This is a genomic window from Maricaulis alexandrii (assembly GCF_005871165.1).
GTDB lineage: Bacteria > Pseudomonadota > Alphaproteobacteria > Caulobacterales > Maricaulaceae > Maricaulis > Maricaulis alexandrii.
Map to the genome: position 1 here is coordinate 211,409 of NZ_SWKP01000003.1, position 18,958 is coordinate 230,366.

Below are 18,958 nucleotides of genomic sequence, written 5' to 3' on the forward strand. Positions count from 1 at the left end.
GAGGCCGACGCTACTTCCCCAGCGCTGCCTTCATCACATCCTTCATGGAAATCTCCGGATTGGCCAGATCATCCGGGTTCGGGCTGGCGCGCTGGGCGATCATCATCTTGGCGGCCATGAAGCCGTGGGCGTCATTGACGCAATCAGCGGCGATGATCACGCCATCCTTCAGATGGAAGAGGGAGAAATGGCCCAATTCCGTATTGTCCGCCGGGCGGCGCTGGATCGTGGTGTCCTGCGTGCCGATCAGGCCGGCGGTCTGGAGTTTGAGGTGATACTGGTCCGACCAGAACCAGGGGACTTCCGGCTTCGGCGCCGCTGAGCCGCAGATCGCGGCGGCGGCATGCTTGGCCTGGTCGAGCGCATTGGGCACGCTTTCCAGGCGAAGGCGGGTGCCGGTCAGCCAGTTTTCCTGTTCCGCGCAATCGCCGATGGCAAAGATGGCGGGATCGGAGGTGCGGCATTCGCCGTCCACCTCGATCCCGTTGCCGGTCTTGATCCCGGCTTCGGCCGCGATCTCCTGATTGGGCAGGATACCGATCCCGACCAGGATGCTGTCACAGGCCAGGGTGCGGCCATCGGCCAGTTTCACGCCTGTCACGCGTTTCTGGCCGCCCAGCAGGCCGCCGCCCTTGGTCGCGATTTCGGCGACCTGGGCGCCCAGTTCGACGGTCACGCCATGATCGCGATGGGTGTCGAGATAGAATTGGGACAATTCGGGCACGGCGACGCGGGCCAGCAGCCGGTCCATGGCCTCCAGCACGACCGGTTCCGCACCCAGCTTCTTGGCCACCGAGGCGGCCTCCAGCCCGATATAGCCGCCACCGATGATGGCAATGCGCTTGCCTGGGGCGAAATCCGCCTTGAGATGATCGACATCGGCAATCGTGCGCAGATAGCGCACGCCTTCCGTGTCGGCGCCCGGCACGGGCAGGGTGCGCACCCGCGAGCCGGTGGCCAGGACGAGATGGTCATAGCGTTCCTGGCTGCCATCGCTGAAGCGGACGGTGCGGGCTTCGCGGTCGATCGACGTCGCGGTCACGCCGGTGCGCAGATCCACATTCTGGGCGTCCCAGGTCTCCGGTGGCTGCAGCCAGAGCCGGTCCTCGCCGATCTCGCCGGACAGATAGGTCTTGGACAGGGGCGGGCGCTGATAGGGGGGATGGGGTTCCGAACCCGCCAGCACAATGCGGCCGGTCCAGCCATTGCGGCGCAGGGAGGCGGCGCACTGACCGCCGGCCTGACCCGCCCCGATGATGATCACGGTCTCGTTCTCGCCGCTCATGATATCTTCCCCGTTATCGTGCCGGTCCGATCGGGCGGCCGGTCTGTTCTTGATTCCACGACCTCTATCCCTGCGGCATCATGGCGCGTGGGGGCAAGGGCGTAACGGGGATTATCACCGGTCTTTGTGCGGCGTGTGAAGTCGCTCACTTGCCAGACACGAAGTTTGCGGTAGTTAGCGCGCCATGTCCTATCACACCTCCCTGACCAGCCGTGCGGTCTCCAACTGGCTGCTTGTCGTGGCCTTCCTGGTTGTGGCGATGATCATTGTCGGCGGTACGACCCGCCTGACCGATAGCGGCCTGTCGATCACGGAGTGGAAGCCGATCTCCGGCGCCATCCCGCCGCTGACCCAGTCCGACTGGGAGGAGGAATTCCGCCTCTACCAGCGCACCACCGAATTCCAGGAACAGAATTCCGCCATGACGCTGGCCGAGTTCGAGCTGATCTTCTGGTGGGAGTGGGGGCACCGCCAGCTGGGCCGGCTGATCGGTCTGGTGTTCTTTGTCCCGCTGGTTGTCTTCTGGATGCGGGGCCAGCTGAGCGCGCGTCTCAAACCGCGCCTGCTCATCCTTCTGGTGATGGGTGGATCGCAGGGCGCGATCGGCTGGTGGATGGTGGCCTCCGGCCTGGTGGACCGTCTCGATGTCAGCCAGTACCGGCTCGCCACCCATCTGGGCATGGCCTTCATCATCCTGGGCTATTCGCTCTGGCTGTCGCTGGAGGCGCGGTTCGGACCGCCGCCCCTGCGACGGGGCACGCTGACCGGCCTGTCCTTCGGCCTGCTCGCCCTGGTCTTCCTGCAGATCATCCTGGGCGCCTTCGTGGCCGGACTGGATGCCGGGCGCATCTACAATACCTGGCCGCTGATGAATGGGGACCTGATCCCGGAAGGCTATCTGGCGGGGATGAGCTTCTTCCCGGCCGTTTTCGAGAGCCATGCCGCCGTGCAGATGCATCACCGCTGGACCGGCTATCTCGTGGCGCTTGCCGTGGCGGCCTATGCGGCCAAGCTCTGGTTCGAGCCGCGGGTCTCGCTGAAACCCTTCATGATCATTCTGCCGGCCCTGGTCATTGCCCAGATCGGTCTGGGCATTGCGGCCCTGCTGGCCGTGGTGCCGCTGAGCCTGTCGCTGCTGCACCAGTTCGGCGCGGTGCTCCTCTTCATCGGCACACTGTGCGCCGCCTGGACAGCCCGGCGTTCGGTCTAGACCGTCACCCGACGACACAAAAAAGCCCGGGCCTGGACCCGGGCTTTTTCTGTTTTTCAGCGGGGCCCGCCTATTCGGCGACCGGACCCTCACCGGTGATGACGGCCCGCGAAAACGCATCGCGCGAGATCACCTTGAGGCGCTGATCGTCCTCATCGAACACGGCGAGCATGCCATTGGCATAGGCGGTGAAGCCGAAATTCGCCATCGAGGCATCGATCGCACCGGGCTGTTCGATCCCGGGCGTGGACAGGCCGTCGATGACATCAATGTCGAAATGCGGTTCCAGCGTGCGGCCGTCGAGGCTCATCACGGTTTCGCCGGACCCGTCCGTGGCGAGGACCAGGCGGGAGCCGGAAAATTCCGACACGGAGAGCGAGGAGGCGCGGGCCGGGCTTTCGGCCAGCACATTGCCATTGGCATCGAGCCGGGCCAGACCACCGGCCGGGCTGAGCGTGTAGATCTCGCTGTCGAAGGCGTCGCACTGGCGGGCCGGAGCGGGCAGGTTGAAGCGCCGCAGGCTTTCCACCGACAGGGCGTCCTCGCCGGCATCGCGCACACGCCAGACTTCCGCGCTGGCGCCGGTGCCCAGAACCACCAGATCGACATAGCCTGCGCCTTCGCGCAGCAGGCAGATACCGGAGACGCCGTCCGCGGCCTCGACCGCGCCCAGCGGCAGGTCCAGCACGCGCGCGCCGGCCCGGACCACGGCATAGCCGAAGACCTGGCCATTGTCCGGAGAGGCGCCGAAAATCAGCGGCAGGCTTTCGCCGCGCAGCTCGAAGTCCGGGGCGACCGCGATCGAGCTGAGCCGGGCGCCGGCATGCCGCGTGACGAGTTCCCCGTCCAGATTGAACAGGTCGAGACCGCCTTCGCGCGGCGCCGCGACGACATAGCCCAGAGAGGGCGCATCGGGATCCGGCAGGAAATCGACATCGCCGCCGCCGCCCTGCACGCCGGTGAAGGCAGCGGTGACGAGGACTTCGACCGTATTGGCGTCCGGGCCCTGTTCCGGCAGGTCCGGTTCCTCGACCGGATTATTGCAGGCGGACAGGGCCAGCAGGCTGGCGCCTAGAGCGAAGGCTGAGGCCAGGGACCGCGCACTGCGAATGTGCGACCGGGATGTTTTTGCACGTTGAAGAACAGGGTCGAACCGTCGGGACTGAAACATGGACCACAAATCTCGCTTTTATCACCATCGGGGCCGGAGGCCGCGTTGCGGCCGATGGTATACACCTCGCCTTGGGGCGTCACGCCGCGGATGTACTGTTCTGCATCTCCGTCTTCAACCACGATGAGATCACCCCAGGGCGCGACACACAGATTGTCGCAAGCCTCCATCACGGCGTCGTCATCGCTTTCGAAGAAGAGCTGAAGCCGGCCGCCAGTCTCGCCCGGCTGGTAGCGCCAGATCTGGCCCAGCCGGCGCGGACCGCCGTCGGTGCAGGCGAAATAGCATTCGCCGTCGCCCCACCACAGGCCTTCGCCACGGGTGAACTGGGCCGCGCCTGCCACGACGCCGCGATCCGCCAGATCGGCATTCGGCGCTTCCACATCGTCCAGGTCGATCCAGTCGACCTCCATCCACTCGCCCACACGCACTGTCCGGTTCTGCCAGTTGCGGGTGTCCAGCGACGGACGGCCCCGCACGGCCAGGCCCTGCAGGCGGCCGCCTTCGGCATAGCGTTCCGGCACATTCGGGATGAAGCGGTAAAAGAGGGCGCGGTTGGAGCGGTCCTCGGTCTCATAGGCAATCGAGGTGGCCGGATCGACGGCCACGGCCTCGTGACGGAAACGGCCCATCGCCTTGAGCGGAACCGGCTCGACCAGGCCGCGGGCCTCGGCCGGGACTTCGAAGACATAACCGTGCTCCACGCCGGCGGCCTGGCCGGCATTGCGTTCGGTTTCCTCACAGCTCAGCCAGCTGCCCCAGGGCGTCGGTCCGCCGGCGCAATTCACTTCGGTGCCGACGAGGGAGAGGAATTGTTCCTCCACGGTGAGCGTGCCCGGATCGAGCACGAGATGGGTCGTGCCACCCAGATGCGGTTCGCGGTCCGAAGCCCAGTCATGCACCCGGTCCCGTTCGATCTGGGCAAGGCCTTCCGCATCGGGGCCGAAGGGCGATTTGTCGAGCTCATTGGCGCGCAGTTCATGATTGCGGATCAGGACGATCTTGCCATCAGCGCGCTGGAAGCAGGCCATGCCGTCCGGATCCCCCGGCACGATCAGTCCATCGGTCATCGCGTCGCCGGTCTGGGAGAGCACCTGATAGGTGAAGCCCTCCGGCAGATCGAAGAGTTCGTTCGGGTCACGGACCAGTCCGCCCAGTCCCTCGACCTGGTTGAGATAGCCCTGGCGTACGGCACCGCCCGTATCATGCTGGCGCTGACAGGCGGCCAGACCGGCGAAGGCGAGGGAGGTGGCGGCAGTGGACTGCAGGAAATTGCGACGGGACAGGGACATGAGTCGAGCTCCGGGCTGGAAATTTAGTCTCGGAAATACAAGGACTTCGCGACGCGAATATGACGGTGCTGCGGAATGCGGTATTATTACACCGCACTGCTAGGTGCATAAAAACACGGCCAAAATCCGAAGGTCGCTTGACCGAGTGCGAAATCCCCTCTAAACGGCGCGCTCGAATTCAACCCGAGCCCCCCAAAGGCCTGAGGATTATTATGAAGACCTATTCCGTTAAACCGGCGGATGTCGAGAAGAAGTGGGTCGTGATCGACGCAGAAGGTGCCGTTGTCGGTCGCCTCGCTGCCTACATCGCCACCCGTCTGCGCGGCAAGCACCGTCCGGACTACACCCCGCATGTCGACATGGGCGACAATGTCATCGTCGTGAACGCTGACAAGGTCGTCTTCACCGGCAACAAGCGTAACGACAAGCGCTATTACTGGCACACCGGTCACCCGGGTGGCATCAAGGAAACCTCTCCGGCCAAGCTGCTGGACGGCCGTTTCCCGGAACGCGTTGTCGAGAAAGCCGTGCTGCGCATGCTGCCGAAAGACAGCCCGCTGGCCCGTCAGCAATTCTCGAACCTGCGCGTTTACGCCGGTGCCGACCACAAGCACGAGGCTCAACAGCCGGAAGTGGTCGATTTCAAGTCCATGAACTCCAAGAATACGCGAGGCTGATATGAGTGAAGAAGCCCGCTCGCTCGAAGACCTGAAGGACGTCATGAAAGACGGTGGCAGCGATGTTGCCGTTGCTGACGAGGCGATCCCGACCGAGCCCCAGATCGACGAACACGGCCGCTCCTATGCGACCGGCAAGCGCAAGAACGCGGTCGCCCGCGTCTGGATCAAGCGCGGTTCCGGCAAGATCACGATCAACGGCCAGGAACAGGAAAAGTATTTCGCCCGTCCGGTCCTGCGCATGCTGCTCCAGCAGCCGCTGGAAACCGCCGAGCGCGTGAACGAGTTCGACATCGTTGCCACCGTCAAGGGTGGTGGCCTGTCCGGTCAGGCCGGTGCCGTGCGTCACGGTATCTCCAAGGCTCTGACCCTGTTCGAACCGGGCCTGCGCCCGGTCCTGAAAGCCAATGGCTTCCTGACCCGCGACAGCCGCGTGGTTGAGCGTAAGAAGTACGGCCGCGCGAAAGCCCGCCGCTCCTTCCAGTTCTCCAAGCGCTAAGCTTACCGAACAGACCCGAATGCGAGACGGGCGGTGCTTCTGGCACCGCCCGTTTTTTGTGTTGGGGCGTCGCTACCCGGTCTGTGTAAGGGCGTCGCTCAGACCCTCGGCCAATGTGTCGAAGACCAGCCGGATCTTCCGGCTCGTGTGCAATTCGCGGTGCGTAACCAGCCAGACCGGTACCGGGAGACGGGGCAGGGACGGGAAGACGGGTTCCAGCTCCGGGTAGAATCTCAGCATGTCGCGCGTGACAAAGCCGAGACCGAAACCGCGCTGGATCAGGGCCATGTAGGTCGGACCGCTTTCCGAGGTGACGCGGAAGTTCTCGGTGGTCAGGTCGAGACCGAGCTCATGCATGACGTCCAGCAGGCGAGGGCTGCGCTCGAACCCGACGAAGTCGCACTGGCTGAGTTCTTCCAGGGTTTTGGGTCGGCCCACACGGTCCAGATAGGCCGGCGCAGCGTAGAGGGCGGCGGAAGTCTCGCCCAGGAGCCGGGCAATCAGGTCGGGCTGCTCTGGCCGGCCATGCCGGATGGCGATATCGGCTTCGCGCTTGGTCAGATCGCGCACATCATTCGAAGCAATGATCTCGATCTGAAGCTTGGGCGCCAGGGCCCGAAGCCGCTCCAGGACCGGCAGCAGGAAATGGATGGCCATCATGTCGGTCGACGTGATGGACACAAAGCCTTCCACGGACTGGGCCTGTCCCGAGGCCGTCAGTGAAATCCGGTGGGCGGCATCCCCCATGGTCCGCACATGGTCGACCAGTTCGAGCGCGGCTTGGGTTGGGGTCATGCTTCGCCGGCCCCGTTCGAACAGCGTCACGCCCAGATCCGCTTCCAGAGCCGTGATCTGGCGGGACAGGGTGGGTTGGGTTTGGCCCAGCGCCCGGGCCGCTGCCGAAAACGAGCCTTCCTCGACCGTCGCCAGGAAAGCGCGAACGTGGTTCCAGTCGAAGCGAATACTCTGCCAGTTCATTGATTTACGTATATCAGATGCAGGAAAAAGACCATTTTTATCGCAAAAATGTATGGGTAAACAGACATCTCTGACACATGGCTAAGGATGATCAGGGAATGGGTGACAGCAAGGACCGGCGCTTCTGGGACAAGATTTCAGAGAAGTATGCCGCGGATCCGATCAAGGACATGGAGTCCTACGAACACAAGCTGGAGATGACCCGGGGGTGTTTCACCCCGGAGTCGACCGTGCTGGAATTCGGTTGCGGTACGGGTGGAACGGCCTTGCTGCATGCTCCGTTCGTGAAACACATACTGGCGACCGATTTCTCCGGTGAGATGCTGCGTATCGCCGAGACCCGCAAGGCCGAAGCCGGTGTTGAAAACGTGACCTTTCGCCAGGCGCGGCTGGAGGATATCGACCCGGCCACCGACGGCCCGTTTGATGTGGTGATGGGGATGTCGATCCTTCACCTCGTCCGGGATCGGGCTGAGACCCTGGCAAGAGCCCGCGACCTGCTGAAACCGGGCGGACGGCTGGTCACATCAACCGTCTGCCTCGGAGACGGGTTCTGGTTCCTGATTCCGATCATTCCGATCGCCCAGGCCCTGGGTCTGTTTCCGGTCTTGCGCGTGTTCGGGGCGAAACGCCTCAAACAGGACATGCAGGACGCCGGCTTCGAGATCACCTATGAATGGCGGCCCGGCCCGTCCAAGGCCCTGTTCCTGGTGGCACGAAAGCCGGCCGCTTCTTCCGGTTCTCAAAGCGCTTAGCTTGCTGAACAGACTCGAATGCAGGACGGGCTGTGGTTATGGCACCGCCCGTTCTTCGTTTCGGGGATGATCGTTCCGTCATCGGGAATCCCCCTCATCCGCCCCTTTGGGGCACCTTCTGCCGCGAGGGGAGAAGGAGGGCATTGAGCTCTACGGGAACTCCCTCTCCCCTTGCGGGAGAGGGTGGCGCGTAGCGCCGGGTGAGGGGCGTCCGCGGAGCGGACCAGAGGAAACTTATCCCCACCCCCAACCGCCTCGCATAATCTCCCTCCCGCCTCTTCACCACTCGAGGCCCGGCCCGGTCAGGTCGGGGGTGATGAGTTAGCGGAGCGTTTCGGACATCCGGGCTGACCACCGGAAGGAAGGAACGGCTATCGAGGGGGTCCGCTGGTGCCAAGGGTTCGGCACCTGTACCCACCCGGTCTTGAATACCCGTCGAGAGGCGGGAGGAAATCTCCGTGTGCGGGACGCCTTTCGGTGTCACTCACAAATTCATTAGCGACGATGCCGGATGGCGTCCCGCACTCCTCATACCGCCAGGTGTAACCACCGTGGCGCTGTTGGTCGTGTTGGGAAGACGATTTTGGAATTGAAGCAGATTGTCATCCCGGATGGATGCCCGGCGCAGGCCGGGCGAAGGTCCGGGACCCAAACGCCCGGTGCGTTTCCAGCCGGTTTTGATGCCCGTACCTGCTTTCGGGCTTGCTCCGTGTTTATGGGTCCCGGCTCTGCGGCCTGCCGACGCAGGCCATTCGGCCGGGATGACAGAATGAAATGGTGAAATCGGTCATTCGGCGGCCTCTCTGCAAAATCGCATACCCCTCAACAGTCCGATCAACTTGATGGAAAGCCCGCACGGGATTATGTGCAGCCCATGGCCAATCTGATCGATAACACGGCGCGCAGCGCTGCCACCGAGGCCCGCGCGGCCCGTCACCCGGAAAAGCAGAAACGGGCGGATACGCCGGTCCTGCGCAAGCCGGACTGGATCCGCGTCAAGGCGCCCCTCGGCAAGACCTTCTCGGAAACCCAGAAGATCGTGAAAGAGGGCGGTCTGGTGACCGTTTGCGAAGAGGCGGGCTGCCCGAATATCGGTGAGTGCTGGGAACAGAAACACGCCACATTCATGATCCTGGGCGATACCTGCACCCGCGCCTGTTCCTTCTGCAATGTGAAGACCGGCCTGCCGGCCGCCGTCGACCATGACGAGGCCCGCCGTGTCGCGGAAGCCGTCGCCCAGATGGGGCTGAACCATGTCGTCATCACCTCGGTGGACCGGGATGATCTGGATGATGGCGGGGCCCAGCATTTCGTCGATGTCATCGAGGCCATCCGCGCGGCAACGCCGGGCACCACGATCGAGATCCTGACGCCGGACTTCCTGCGCAAGCCGGGCGCCGCCGAGCGCGTCATCGACGCCAAGCCGGACGTGTTCAACCACAATCTGGAAACCGTGCCGCGGCTCTATCTCTCCATCCGCCCGGGCGCGCGCTATTACCATTCCCTGCGGCTGCTGGAGCGCGTGAAGGAACGCGATCCGGCCCAGTTCACCAAGTCCGGCATCATGGTCGGCTTGGGGGAAAGCAAGGAAGAAGTCATGCAGGTGATGGACGATATGCGTTCCGCCGGCATCGATTTCCTGACCATCGGCCAATATCTGCAGCCGACCCGCAAGCACGCCGCCGTCGACCGTTTCGTGCATCCGGACGAGTTCAAGGCCTATGAGACCATCGCCCGGGCCAAGGGCTTCCTGATGGTGTCGGCAACGCCGCTGACCCGCTCGAGCCACCATGCCGGGGATGATTTCCGCAAGCTGCGCGACGCCCGCGACGCGCAATTGGCGCGCGGCTGACGGGTCGGTCGTGGCGGTCGAAACGCGTGAACGCCTGCGGTTGCTGCATGCGCCGGACGATCTCTTCGAACTCGTCCTCGACGTGCGGCGCTATCCCGGCTTCATCCCGCAGATCACCGCCATGCGGGTCCTCAAGGAAGCGCATGACGGTCCGCTGACCGATCTGACCGCCGAGGCCCGCGTGCGCTACAAATTCGTGGCCGAACGCTTCACCTCGCGGGTGCGGGCGGATGCGGTGCATCGCACGATCGATGTCAGTTTTGTCTCCGGCCCCTTCCGGGTGCTGGAGAATGCCTGGCGGTTCCACGCCCTGTCCGATGGCTCCACCCTGGTGGACTTCACCATCAAGGCGGAGTTCCGCAATGCCATCCTGCAAATGCTGCTGGAAGGCAATCGCGACCGGGCCGGGCGCATCCTGATCGGCAAGTTTTCCGCCGAGGCCGAACAGCGCTGTGAACCGGCCGGTGATCCCTCAAAGGATCTAGCTGAAGAGATCGACGCCCTCAGCTAACAGGTCGAGCGCCGTGGCGACACTGGCCAGGCGGACCGCATCGCGGCCGCGATCGCCGAAACGCTGCACATGGGTGCGGGTCGCCTGATCGCGGCAAGCCAGTCCGAAATAGACCAGGCCGGCCGGTTTGCGTTCGCTGCCCCCCGGTCCCGCCACGCCGGTGATCGAGACGGTGATATCGGCATTCGAGCGCAGCAGGGTTTCCTTGGCCATGATCTTGGCGACTTCCGCCGAGACCGCGCCATGCCCCTCGATGATGCGCGCCGGAACGCCCAGCATCTCGGTCTTGGCCTCATTGGAATAGGTGATGAAGGCCCGGTCCACCACGTCGGAGGAGCCGGGGATTTCCGTGAGCAATCCGCTGACCAGCCCGCCTGTGCAAGACTCGGCCGTTGCGATCATCACGCCGGCGGTCCGTGCCCGGTCCAGCAGGGTTTCCGCCTGGTCGATAAGGGAGTGGTTGAAAATCATGTCATCCTCGCCGTTACGATGGCTTGCGCGGCAAGCCCTTCGCCCCGCCCGGTGAAGCCGAGCTTTTCTGTTGTGGTTGCCTTGATATTCACCCGCGCCATGGGGAGCTCCATGAGCTCGGCCAGACGGGCCTGCATGGCGGCGCGGTATTGTCCGACCTTGGGGCGCTCACAGATCAGGGTGACATCGACATGCACGGCCTCACCCCCGGCCTTCGCCAGGAGATCGAGGGCATGCAGCAGGAATTTGTCGGACGCGGCGCCGCGCCATTGCGGGTCCGAGGGCGGGAAGTGTTGCCCGATATCGCCGGCTCCGGCGCAGCCCAGAACAGCATCGGTGACCGCGTGCAGGCCGGCATCGGCATCGGAATGCCCCACCAGGCCGAGGCCTTCATGAAGCGCCACCCCGCACAGCCACATTGTATCGGCCGGCTCGAGCCGGTGAACATCGAAGCCCTGTCCGGTCACGGTGATGGCTGTGGACATGAGTTCGGCCTCGGCGCGCTGGAAGTCCTCGGGACGGGTGAGTTTGTAATTACCGCTCTCGCCGGGCACGGAAAAGACCGTGCCACCGGCCGCACGGATCACGGCGGCATCATCGGCAAAAGCCTGGCCGGCGGCCTGGTCGTGTGCCTGGCAGATTGTGTCGAGATGAAAGGCCTGGGGTGTCTGGGCGGCGCCCAGCGTCTCCCGGTCCACCGCCTCCAGGATCTCGCCGGACGCGTCGAGCCGCATCAGTGCGTCGGTTACCGGCATGACCGGGATCACGGCGCTGTGGGTCGCGAGGGCATCCGCCAGCCGGTCGATGAGGGCGTGCGAGAGGAAAGGGCGGGCGGCGTCATGGATCATGACCGCGTCCACACCGGCATCGGAGAGGGCTGCCAGCCCGGCCCGGACCGAGTCGGACCGCGTGGCCCCGCCAACAACTCGCCGGGTGACAAGGCCCAACTCCTCATCCACCGCGTCGAGCCGGGCGGTATCGTGCGGATGGGTGACGAGCACAATTGCAGTGAGGGCGGGATGGGCGGCGAGCGCCTGATAGCTGCGCGCCAGAACACTCCGTCCGGCAAGCTTTCGGAACTGTTTGGGAATTCCGCCGCCAGCGCGCTCACCACGGCCGGCCGCGACAATGATGGCTCCGATCTTCATCCCAAATCCTCGTCCATTGCCGCAACGCAGCATAACCGCTAGCTTATTTCGGCTTTCAACCCGTTCAGGATTAGTCCAGCCGCATGCCCTTTGCCATTGGGAACCACAGGATTGCAAATCCGGCCATTCTGGCGCCGATGTCCGGCGTCACCGATTTGCCCTTCCGCTGCCAGGCTCAGGCCTTCGGAGCCGGCATGGTCGTGTCGGAAATGGTGGCCAGTGATGCCTTGGCGCGCGGCCGGGTCGACATGGTGCGCAAGGCGGCCCTGGATGCTTCCCTGGCGCCCTGTGTGATCCAGCTGGCCGGCCGTGAGGCACACTGGATGAGCGAGGGCGCGAAGATCGCCGCCGATGCGGGCGCGGATATCGTCGACATCAATATGGGGTGTCCGGCGCGCCAGGTGACCAAGGGGCTGTCGGGCTCGGCGCTGATGCGGGATCTGGATCACGCGCTCACGCTGATCGAGGCCACAGTCGCGGCCGTCGACATTCCCGTGACCCTGAAAATGCGCCTAGGCTGGGATCATGACAGTCTGAACGCGCCGGAACTGGCCCGGCGGGCAGAGGATGCCGGTGTCCGGCTGGTCACCGTGCATGGCCGGACCCGCCAGCAATTCTACAAGGGCGAGGCGGACTGGGCGGCCGTTCGGCCGGTGAAGGAAGCCGTTTCGATCCCCGTGATCGTCAATGGCGACATTCATACCCTGGAGCATGCCCGCGACGCGCTGGAGCAATCGGGCGCCGATGCCGTGATGATCGGACGGGCGGCGCAGGGGCGACCCTGGCTGGTCGGCGAGATCGGCGCGGCCCTGATGGGCCAGCCCAAAACCACGGAATGGGCGGCCAAGGTTACGGCGCTGGGCGCCCAGTTCGACCTGTCCCTCGATCACTATGGCGATCATCTGGGCATCCGGATGATGCGCAAGCATTTCGCCTCCTTCATGGACATCGAGGCCCGCGAGGCCGATCCGGACTGGTGCCAGGCGATCCGCGCAGTGCTGTGCCGCTCGGACCAGCCGGCGGACATTCACGAAACGCTGGGCCGCCTGATGGCGCCGGAAGGCCGGGCGGTCGCATGAGCGAGGCTCCGGTCACGGAAACGGCGGATCTGGCCGCCGAAATGGCGGCGATTCCGCTTTTGCAATTCGCCCAGGATGGCGGCTTCATCTGGGCCAATACCCAGGCAGAGGAATGGCTCGGCCTGTCCCAGCGTGTGATGCGCAAGGGCCGGTTCGGCACGCATTCACCGCTTTGCTCGCATCTGGCCGAGATCGTGGAACAGGCCTGCACGGCCCGCCGGACCGTGGTCGGGCTTGGCCTGGTCCTGGGGCAGGGCGGTCCCTTCGACCTTCATGCGCGCTGGTCCGATGAGAAGGGCAGTGTCACGCTCTCCGTCCTGCCGCACCGGGAAAGCGGGGCCCGGGCCTCCGAGGCGCCGGCCCTGGGTTTCGGCCGCATGCTGGCGCACGAACTCAAGAATCCGCTGGCCAGCGTTCGCGGGGCCGCCCAGCTGATCAAGCGCGAGACGGATATCGATGCGGCCGCCGAACTGGCGCATGTCATCATCCAGGATGTCGACCGGATCACGCGGCTGGCAGACCATTGGAGCCGGGTCGGCGATATCCGGCTGGGCGAGCAGAGCCCGATCAATCTCAATCATCTTGCCGTGGCGGCGATGGAATCGCTGACACGCGCCGACCGGGATGCGGCGGATATCCTGAGGGAGGGCTTTGACCCGTCCCTGCCCAATGTCTTCGGGGACCGGGATTTGCTGCTGCAGGTCGTTCTGAACCTGTTGCGCAATGCGCTGGATGCCGTGCGCGGTCAGGCTGATGCCCGGATCCGGGTCGAGACGCGTTTTGATACCGGACCGAAAAGCCGGACCGGTGCCAATTCCACACCGCTGGTCCTGAGTGTGCGGGACAATGGACCGGGCATCCCGGATACGCTCGGTTCGGGCATCTTCACGCCCTTCGTGACCACCAAGCCGGCGGGTGAGGGGCTGGGCCTGGCCTTTGCCGCCCGCGTGGCCGCCCTGCATGATGGTCAACTCGACTATGAAAGCCAGCCGGGACAGACCGTGTTTCATTTGCGTCTGCCGATTGCCAGAGAGGTATTGCCGTGAGCGCTCGCATCCTGCTCCTTGAGGACGATGAAAGCCTGAAGCTGATCCTGTCACGTGCGCTCGGCTCGGCGGGATACCAGGTCCGGGCGACCGCTTCGCCCGATACGGCGCTGGGTTGGATCCGCAATGGGGAAGGCGACCTTCTGCTGGCTGACGTCCTGCTCGACGGGACGAATTTCCTGGAGAATCTCGGTCTGGTCTCCCGGCTGCGTCCGCAAATGCCGGTCATCGTGATGAGTGCGCAGGCGACGGCCTCCACCGCGATCAATGCGGCCAAGGGCGGCGTGTTCGAATACCTGCCCAAACCCTTCGACCTAGATGACATGGTGGCCGCCGTCGAAGCGGCCCTGGGCGATGTGAAAACCTCCCAGCGCGCCCGGACCACGGATGAGCCGACCGGATTCATCGGTCAGTCGGTCGCCATGCAGTCGGCCTTCAAGGCGATTGCGCGGGCCGCGACGAGCCAGGCTCATGTCATGATCACGGGCGAGCCTGGCGTCGGCAAGCGCCAGGCCGCCGAGGCCCTGCTGCGGGCCCGCGGTATCGCTTCGGACGACGCCGTCGTGGTGACCCCCTCCAACACCGCTTCGGAAATCTTCGGCTCGACCCAGGCGGCCAAACAAGTGGTCTGGCTGCGGCTCGAAGAGTGGAGTGCGGACCAGCAGCGTGCCGCCCGCGATGCCCTGGATGGCGGCGGAGGCCGGGTCATCGCCACGGCCTCGCAGGCACCCTCCAGCCCGCTCGACACGCGTCTGGCCGCCCGTCTGAGCGAATGCATCATCACCGTGCCGCCACTGCGCGAACGCCGCAGCGATATTCCGGCCCTGTGCGAGGCGTTCCTGTCGCAATTTGCCCGCCGCGACCAGCAAGCCGTGGTGCGCCTGTCCAAGGAAGCGGTCGACTATCTCACCAACTCCCCGTGGACCGGCAATGTCGTGGAATTGCGCTCCGTCCTCTCGCGCCTGTCCCTCGCGACGCGGGGACGGGTGGCCTCGCTGGCGGATGTGGTGGATTCCTTGAAGACCGACAGTGGCGATGCCGCGGAGGAAATCTCCGTTCATGCCAACGCGCTGGCGGCCCTGGCCCTGTCCAGTCCGGATGCGCGGCAGGTCGCGGTTGATTCCGTGGAACGGGCCTTGTTCTCCCAGGCACTGGACCGCTGCAATGGCAACCGCTCCAAGGCGGCCGAGCTGCTGGGACTCAATCGCAATACGCTGGCCCGGCGCCTGGCAGAGCTGGACGAACCGGGTGAGGACTAGGGAGCCGGTGCGCTGGTCTGTGGCTGATGCGTAACGCGTGTTGATTTTGTGCAACGGGAGCGTAAAGATGCGTGATTGACCCACGCATGAGAGCGTCCTTGCCGCAATCCTCGACCAGAACCCTGATCCGGAACATTTCCCCGCAATCCGCGGCCCTGTTCGGTATTGGCTTCTTCGTCTCGCTCGGCTTGCTGGCGGCTTCGGCTTTCATCCTGCTCAATGAAGGCGGCCTGACCGGATCCCGCAGCCGCTATGCAGTCGGTATCCTGGTCGGAAATGCCGTTCTGATCACCGGCCTTGCCGGCGTGGTGACCCTGCGTTTCGTGCGCCGTTTCCGGGCCCGCCGCTTCGGCGAACCGGCACCGCGCCTGCACTTGCGTTTTGTGGCCCTATTCTCGATCGCTGCCGCCACACCTGCCATCCTGTCCGCCCTGTTTCTGGGGGCGGTGATCAGCCGCGGCGTCGATTACTGGTTCGGCAATCGCGTCTCGACCATGGTCGACCAGATGGAGACCGTGGCGCTGGGCTTCTACAATCGCGAAGCCGAGTTTGCCTCCGACCAGTTGCGGGCCATGGCCTATGATCTGAGCCAGCCGGAAGCGGTTGACGCCTTCACATCAAGCCGGATCCAGTATGTGCGCTATTTGTCCAACCAGGCCGCCCAGCGGGGTTTTGTGGCAGCCTATCTGGTCGACGGGCGCGGGACGCTGCTGGCCCGGACGCAGTTTCGTCAGAATGAGGAATATGTCGCGCCATCCCCGCGCCTGTACGAGCTGGCCGGTGAGGGCGATGTGGCCGTGACCACGCCGGACACCTCGGCCGATGCCGCGGATGTCATGCGTTTGCTCTACCGGATCGAAGCCTATCCGGATGCCTATCTCTTCATTTCCCATCCGATGGATATCGCGCTCTTCCGACAGATGGGCGTGGCGCGGCGGGAATTGCGGGATGCCTCGCAACAGGAAGGTCGCATACGCCAGACCTTTTACTTCCTCTATTTCGAGGTCGGCATTCTCTTGCTGATCGGATCGATCTGGCTGGCACTTACAGCCGCCACGCGGGTCGCCACTCCGGTCTCCCGTCTGGTGGCTGCGGCGGAACGCGTTCGGCGGGGCGATCTGGATGCGCGCGTCCAGATGGGGCGTGATGATGACGAAATCTCCGCCTTGGCCCGGGCCTTCAACCGGATGACACGGCAATTGCGGTCGCAGCGCCGCGAGCTGATCGAATCCCACGCGGAGTCGGAAAAGCGACGAGCTTTCATGGAAGCCATTCTGGCCGGGGTGCGGGCCGGCGTGATCGGTCTGGACGGCGAGGACCACATCACGCTGATCAACCGGTCGGCGATTTCCCTGCTCAGCCCGGGTACGGACGACCTGATCGGTGTTGATATCGGAGAAGTGACTCCGGCCCTGGTCGAGATCGTCCAGCAGGCCCGCCGCCGTCCGGGGTCGGTCGCCGAAGGCCAGGTTGACCTGCACACCGATGACGAACAGGTCCGCCACCTCACCGTTCGCGCCTCGATGGACGAAGAGGCCGGGCTCGTCATCACTTTTGATGATGTGACGCGTCTTGTCACAGCGCAGCGCAATGCGGCCTGGCGGGAAGTGGCGCGCCGTATCGCCCATGAAATCAAGAATCCGCTGACGCCGATCCAATTGTCGGCCGAGCGCATCCGGCGCAAATACCGCGATGATATCGAGAGCGATGTTGAAACCTTCGACCGCTGCGTCGAAACCATCGTCCGGCAAGTCAGTGATATCGGTCGCATGGTCGATGAGTTCTCCTCTTTTGCCCGCATGCCGCAGCCGAAAGTGGAACGCACGGAAATGACCGATCTGGTCAAATCCGCCGTCTTCACCCAGCGGGTGGCGTCGCCGAATATCGATATTCCTTTCGATCAGCCGGGTGATCCGGTCTTCGCCCTGTGCGATGCGCGCCTGTCGAGCCAGGCCCTGGCGAACATCCTCAAGAATGCCTGCGAGAGCGTCAGTGCCCGCATGGACAAGGATGAGCAGCCCGGCCAGGTCGCGGTCGGCCTGTGGGCCCGCGACGGCCATGCCGTGATCGAGGTTCAGGACAATGGGCTGGGCTGGCCGGTTCCCAACCGGGAACGGCTGACCGAGCCCTATATGACAACGCGCGAGAAAGGGACGGGTCTCGGCCTGGCGATCGTCAAGCGCGTGATGGAAGACCACAAGGGACGTCTGGAACTGGATGTGCCGGAGAACGGGGAAGGGGCAGTCGTACGCCTGGTCTTCCCGTTGGCCGACACCGCCACGGACCGGACCGAGTCCACGCAGGAGGCATGATGAATGGCTAGGGATATTCTCATTGTCGATGATGAGGCCGACATCCGCGAATTGATCGGGGGTTTGCTCGAGGATGACGGGTATGAACCGCGCGAGGCGGGCGATGCCGATGCCGCCCTCGATGCGATCCAGGCGCGCAAGCCTTCGCTCATCATTCTCGATGTCTGGCTGCAGGGGTCGCGTCTGGACGGGATCGAATTGCTGGACGAATTCCGCGCGCTGGACCCGGACCTGCCGGTCATCGTGATTTCCGGGCATGGCACGATCGAGACCGCCGTCGCGGCCATTCGCAAGGGGGCCTATGACTTCCTGGAGAAGCCTTTCAAGAGCGACAAGCTCCTGCTCACCGTCAAGCGGGCTCTGGAGACCAGCCGTCTGCGCAGCGAAAATGCGCAATTGCGCGCCCGCACAGAGGTGCAGAGCTCGCTGATCGGCGAGAGTACTGGGATCGTCCAGGTGCGCCAGTTGATCGAACGCGTGGCGCCGACCAATAGCCGGGTCCTGATCCGGGGGCCTTCGGGGGCTGGCAAGGAAACCGTGGCACGCCTGATCCACGAGGCTTCCCCCCGCGCTTCTGCCGACTTCATTGCGGTGAGCGCGCCGGGCATGTCTCCGGAAGGTGTGGAAGAGGAATTGTTCGGCCGGGAGAATGATGACGGCACGGTGAAACATGTTGGCCTGCTGGAGCGGGCGCATGGCGGGACGCTCTATCTCGACGAGATCGCCGACATGCCGCGAGAAACCCAGTCCAAGCTTTTGCGGCTCCTGGTGGAACAGCGTTTCCGCCGGATCGGTGGGGCCAAGGACGTCCAGGTCAATGTGCGGGTGATTTCGTCCACGGCCCAGGATCTCAATATCCGGATTCAGGAGGGCACGTTCCGCGAGGATCTCTATCATCGCCTGGCTGTCGTGCCGGTGACCGTGCCGGCCCTGGCCGAACGGCGGGAGGATATTCCCTCCCTGGTACAGCACTTCGTGGAACGGTTGACCGCTTCAGCCGGCCTGCCACGCCGCGGCTTCGGTGATGATGTCATGGCTGCCCTTCAGGCGCACAGCTGGCCGGGCAATGTCCGCCAATTGCGCAATAATATCGAACGCCTCCTGATCCTTGCCACCGGAGCCTCGGGTGAACCCATCACGCTGGATTCGCTGCCGTCGGAAGTGGTGACACGGGAAAACCAGGAAGCCGGGTTTGACGCCGAGAAAATGATTGCCTTGTCTTTGCGCGAGGCCCGGGAGAACTTCGAGCGTGAGTATCTCAAAGCGCAGATCGACCGTTTCGGCGGGAATATCTCGCGGACGGCTGCCTTTATCGGCATGGAGCGCTCGGCGCTGCATCGCAAGTTGAAATCGCTCGGTGTCGGGAATACGGGTCGCGAAGGCGCGGCCTAGCTCGGAACGGACGGAAAGCGA

At 64.3% G+C, this 18,958-nt stretch carries 17 protein-coding genes; 11 read left to right on the forward strand and 6 right to left on the reverse strand.

What is annotated here, in order from left to right:
* Nucleotides 1-10: 10 nt before the first annotated feature.
* Entirely contained in the window at nt 11-1,285 is a 1,275-nt protein-coding gene (locus FCS99_RS01195) for an NAD(P)/FAD-dependent oxidoreductase (protein ID WP_138509715.1), read from the reverse strand.
* Between the two features lie 184 nt (nt 1,286-1,469).
* On the opposite strand from FCS99_RS01195, the gene FCS99_RS01200 reads away from it, so the two are divergent.
* Nucleotides 1,470-2,495, forward strand: a complete 1,026-nt coding sequence (locus tag FCS99_RS01200) for a COX15/CtaA family protein (protein WP_138509717.1) — start codon at nt 1,470-1,472, stop codon at nt 2,493-2,495.
* A gap of 70 nt (nt 2,496-2,565) precedes the next feature.
* Here FCS99_RS01200 and FCS99_RS01205 read toward each other — a convergent pair whose 3' ends face one another.
* Together FCS99_RS01205 and FCS99_RS01210 are read right to left on the reverse strand one after the other, a co-directional pair.
* Nucleotides 2,566-3,666, reverse strand: coding sequence for a hypothetical protein (locus tag FCS99_RS01205; protein ID WP_138509719.1), 1,101 nt, complete (start codon nt 3,664-3,666; stop codon nt 2,566-2,568).
* Complete coding sequence (locus FCS99_RS01210) at nt 3,567-4,958, reverse strand: alkaline phosphatase PhoX (RefSeq protein WP_138509721.1); 1,392 nt, start codon at nt 4,956-4,958, stop codon at nt 3,567-3,569. Before FCS99_RS01210 ends, FCS99_RS01205 begins: the two co-directional genes overlap by 100 nt.
* A 212-nt stretch (nt 4,959-5,170) precedes the next feature.
* Between FCS99_RS01210 and rplM the strand changes: the two genes are divergently transcribed.
* Nucleotides 5,171-5,635: a 50S ribosomal protein L13 gene (gene rplM / locus FCS99_RS01215; RefSeq protein ID WP_138509723.1), complete on the forward strand. Its 465-nt coding sequence runs from the start codon at nt 5,171-5,173 to the stop codon at nt 5,633-5,635.
* 1 nt (nt 5,636) lies between these two features.
* Nucleotides 5,637-6,134, forward strand: a complete 498-nt coding sequence (rpsI, locus tag FCS99_RS01220; RefSeq protein WP_138509725.1) for a 30S ribosomal protein S9 — start codon at nt 5,637-5,639, stop codon at nt 6,132-6,134.
* A gap of 72 nt (nt 6,135-6,206) precedes the next feature.
* On the opposite strand, the gene FCS99_RS01225 is transcribed toward rpsI, so the two are convergent.
* Complete coding sequence (locus FCS99_RS01225) at nt 6,207-7,112, reverse strand: LysR family transcriptional regulator (RefSeq protein WP_138509727.1); 906 nt, start codon at nt 7,110-7,112, stop codon at nt 6,207-6,209.
* A 98-nt stretch (nt 7,113-7,210) separates the two neighbouring features.
* Here FCS99_RS01225 and FCS99_RS01230 point away from each other — a divergent pair, with 98 nt between their 5' ends.
* From FCS99_RS01230 to FCS99_RS01240, 3 genes are all read left to right on the forward strand, one after another.
* On the forward strand, nt 7,211-7,867 hold the full coding sequence (locus FCS99_RS01230) for a class I SAM-dependent methyltransferase (protein ID WP_138509729.1): 657 nt from the start codon (nt 7,211-7,213) through the stop codon (nt 7,865-7,867).
* Between the two features lie 865 nt (nt 7,868-8,732).
* Nucleotides 8,733-9,719: a lipoyl synthase gene (lipA, locus tag FCS99_RS01235; protein ID WP_267899603.1), complete on the forward strand. Its 987-nt coding sequence runs from the start codon at nt 8,733-8,735 to the stop codon at nt 9,717-9,719.
* 10 nt (nt 9,720-9,729) lie between these two features.
* Nucleotides 9,730-10,230: a type II toxin-antitoxin system RatA family toxin gene (locus FCS99_RS01240; protein WP_138509733.1), complete on the forward strand. Its 501-nt coding sequence runs from the start codon at nt 9,730-9,732 to the stop codon at nt 10,228-10,230.
* Here FCS99_RS01240 and FCS99_RS01245 read toward each other — a convergent pair.
* Both FCS99_RS01245 and FCS99_RS01250 read right to left on the reverse strand, forming a co-directional pair.
* Nucleotides 10,201-10,701 (reverse strand): CinA family protein, encoded by a 501-nt coding sequence (locus FCS99_RS01245; protein ID WP_138509735.1) that lies wholly within the window; start codon nt 10,699-10,701, stop codon nt 10,201-10,203. The two genes, FCS99_RS01240 and FCS99_RS01245, sit on opposite strands and share 30 nt — an antisense overlap.
* The gene (locus tag FCS99_RS01250) at nt 10,698-11,849 is read right to left on the reverse strand and encodes a bifunctional 2-C-methyl-D-erythritol 4-phosphate cytidylyltransferase/2-C-methyl-D-erythritol 2,4-cyclodiphosphate synthase (protein WP_138509737.1); all 1,152 of its coding nucleotides are present in this window, start codon (nt 11,847-11,849) and stop codon (nt 10,698-10,700) included. Before FCS99_RS01250 ends, FCS99_RS01245 begins: the two co-directional genes overlap by 4 nt.
* Before the next feature lie 137 nt (nt 11,850-11,986).
* On the opposite strand from FCS99_RS01250, the gene dusB reads away from it, so the two are divergent.
* The 5 genes from dusB (at nt 11,987) to ntrX (ending at nt 18,937) form a co-directional block, all read left to right on the forward strand.
* Entirely contained in the window at nt 11,987-12,928 is a 942-nt protein-coding gene (gene dusB, locus FCS99_RS01255) for a tRNA dihydrouridine synthase DusB (protein WP_407658266.1), read from the forward strand.
* Complete coding sequence (locus FCS99_RS01260) at nt 12,925-13,974, forward strand: two-component system sensor histidine kinase NtrB (protein ID WP_138509741.1); 1,050 nt, start codon at nt 12,925-12,927, stop codon at nt 13,972-13,974. Before dusB ends, FCS99_RS01260 begins: the two co-directional genes overlap by 4 nt.
* Nucleotides 13,971-15,233, forward strand: a complete 1,263-nt coding sequence (locus tag FCS99_RS01265) for a sigma-54-dependent transcriptional regulator (protein ID WP_138509743.1) — start codon at nt 13,971-13,973, stop codon at nt 15,231-15,233. Before FCS99_RS01260 ends, FCS99_RS01265 begins: the two co-directional genes overlap by 4 nt.
* An 86-nt stretch (nt 15,234-15,319) precedes the next feature.
* Nucleotides 15,320-17,545, forward strand: a complete 2,226-nt coding sequence (locus FCS99_RS01270; protein ID WP_138509745.1) for a sensor histidine kinase NtrY-like — start codon at nt 15,320-15,322, stop codon at nt 17,543-17,545.
* 3 nt (nt 17,546-17,548) lie between these two features.
* Entirely contained in the window at nt 17,549-18,937 is a 1,389-nt protein-coding gene (ntrX, locus tag FCS99_RS01275; RefSeq protein WP_138509747.1) for a nitrogen assimilation response regulator NtrX, read from the forward strand.
* Nucleotides 18,938-18,958: the final 21 nt, after the last annotated feature.

Coding starts and splice junctions, on each gene's coding strand:
- FCS99_RS01250 (WP_138509737.1), bottom strand. CDS start 11,849: ATGAAGATCGGAGCCATCATTGTCGCGGCCGGCCGTGGTGAGCGCGCT.
- FCS99_RS01205 (WP_138509719.1), bottom strand. CDS start 3,666: ATGTTTCAGTCCCGACGGTTCGACCCTGTTCTTCAACGTGCAAAAACA.
- FCS99_RS01200 (WP_138509717.1), top strand. CDS start 1,470: ATGTCCTATCACACCTCCCTGACCAGCCGTGCGGTCTCCAACTGGCTG.
- FCS99_RS01210 (WP_138509721.1), bottom strand. CDS start 4,958: ATGTCCCTGTCCCGTCGCAATTTCCTGCAGTCCACTGCCGCCACCTCC.
- ntrX (WP_138509747.1), top strand. CDS start 17,549: ATGGCTAGGGATATTCTCATTGTCGATGATGAGGCCGACATCCGCGAA.
- FCS99_RS01230 (WP_138509729.1), top strand. CDS start 7,211: ATGGGTGACAGCAAGGACCGGCGCTTCTGGGACAAGATTTCAGAGAAG.
- FCS99_RS01225 (WP_138509727.1), bottom strand. CDS start 7,112: ATGAACTGGCAGAGTATTCGCTTCGACTGGAACCACGTTCGCGCTTTC.
- dusB (WP_407658266.1), top strand. CDS start 11,987: ATGTCCGGCGTCACCGATTTGCCCTTCCGCTGCCAGGCTCAGGCCTTC.
- rpsI (WP_138509725.1), top strand. CDS start 5,637: ATGAGTGAAGAAGCCCGCTCGCTCGAAGACCTGAAGGACGTCATGAAA.
- FCS99_RS01195 (WP_138509715.1), bottom strand. CDS start 1,285: ATGAGCGGCGAGAACGAGACCGTGATCATCATCGGGGCGGGTCAGGCC.
- rplM (WP_138509723.1), top strand. CDS start 5,171: ATGAAGACCTATTCCGTTAAACCGGCGGATGTCGAGAAGAAGTGGGTC.
- FCS99_RS01260 (WP_138509741.1), top strand. CDS start 12,925: ATGAGCGAGGCTCCGGTCACGGAAACGGCGGATCTGGCCGCCGAAATG.
- FCS99_RS01245 (WP_138509735.1), bottom strand. CDS start 10,701: ATGATTTTCAACCACTCCCTTATCGACCAGGCGGAAACCCTGCTGGAC.
- FCS99_RS01270 (WP_138509745.1), top strand. CDS start 15,320: ATGAGAGCGTCCTTGCCGCAATCCTCGACCAGAACCCTGATCCGGAAC.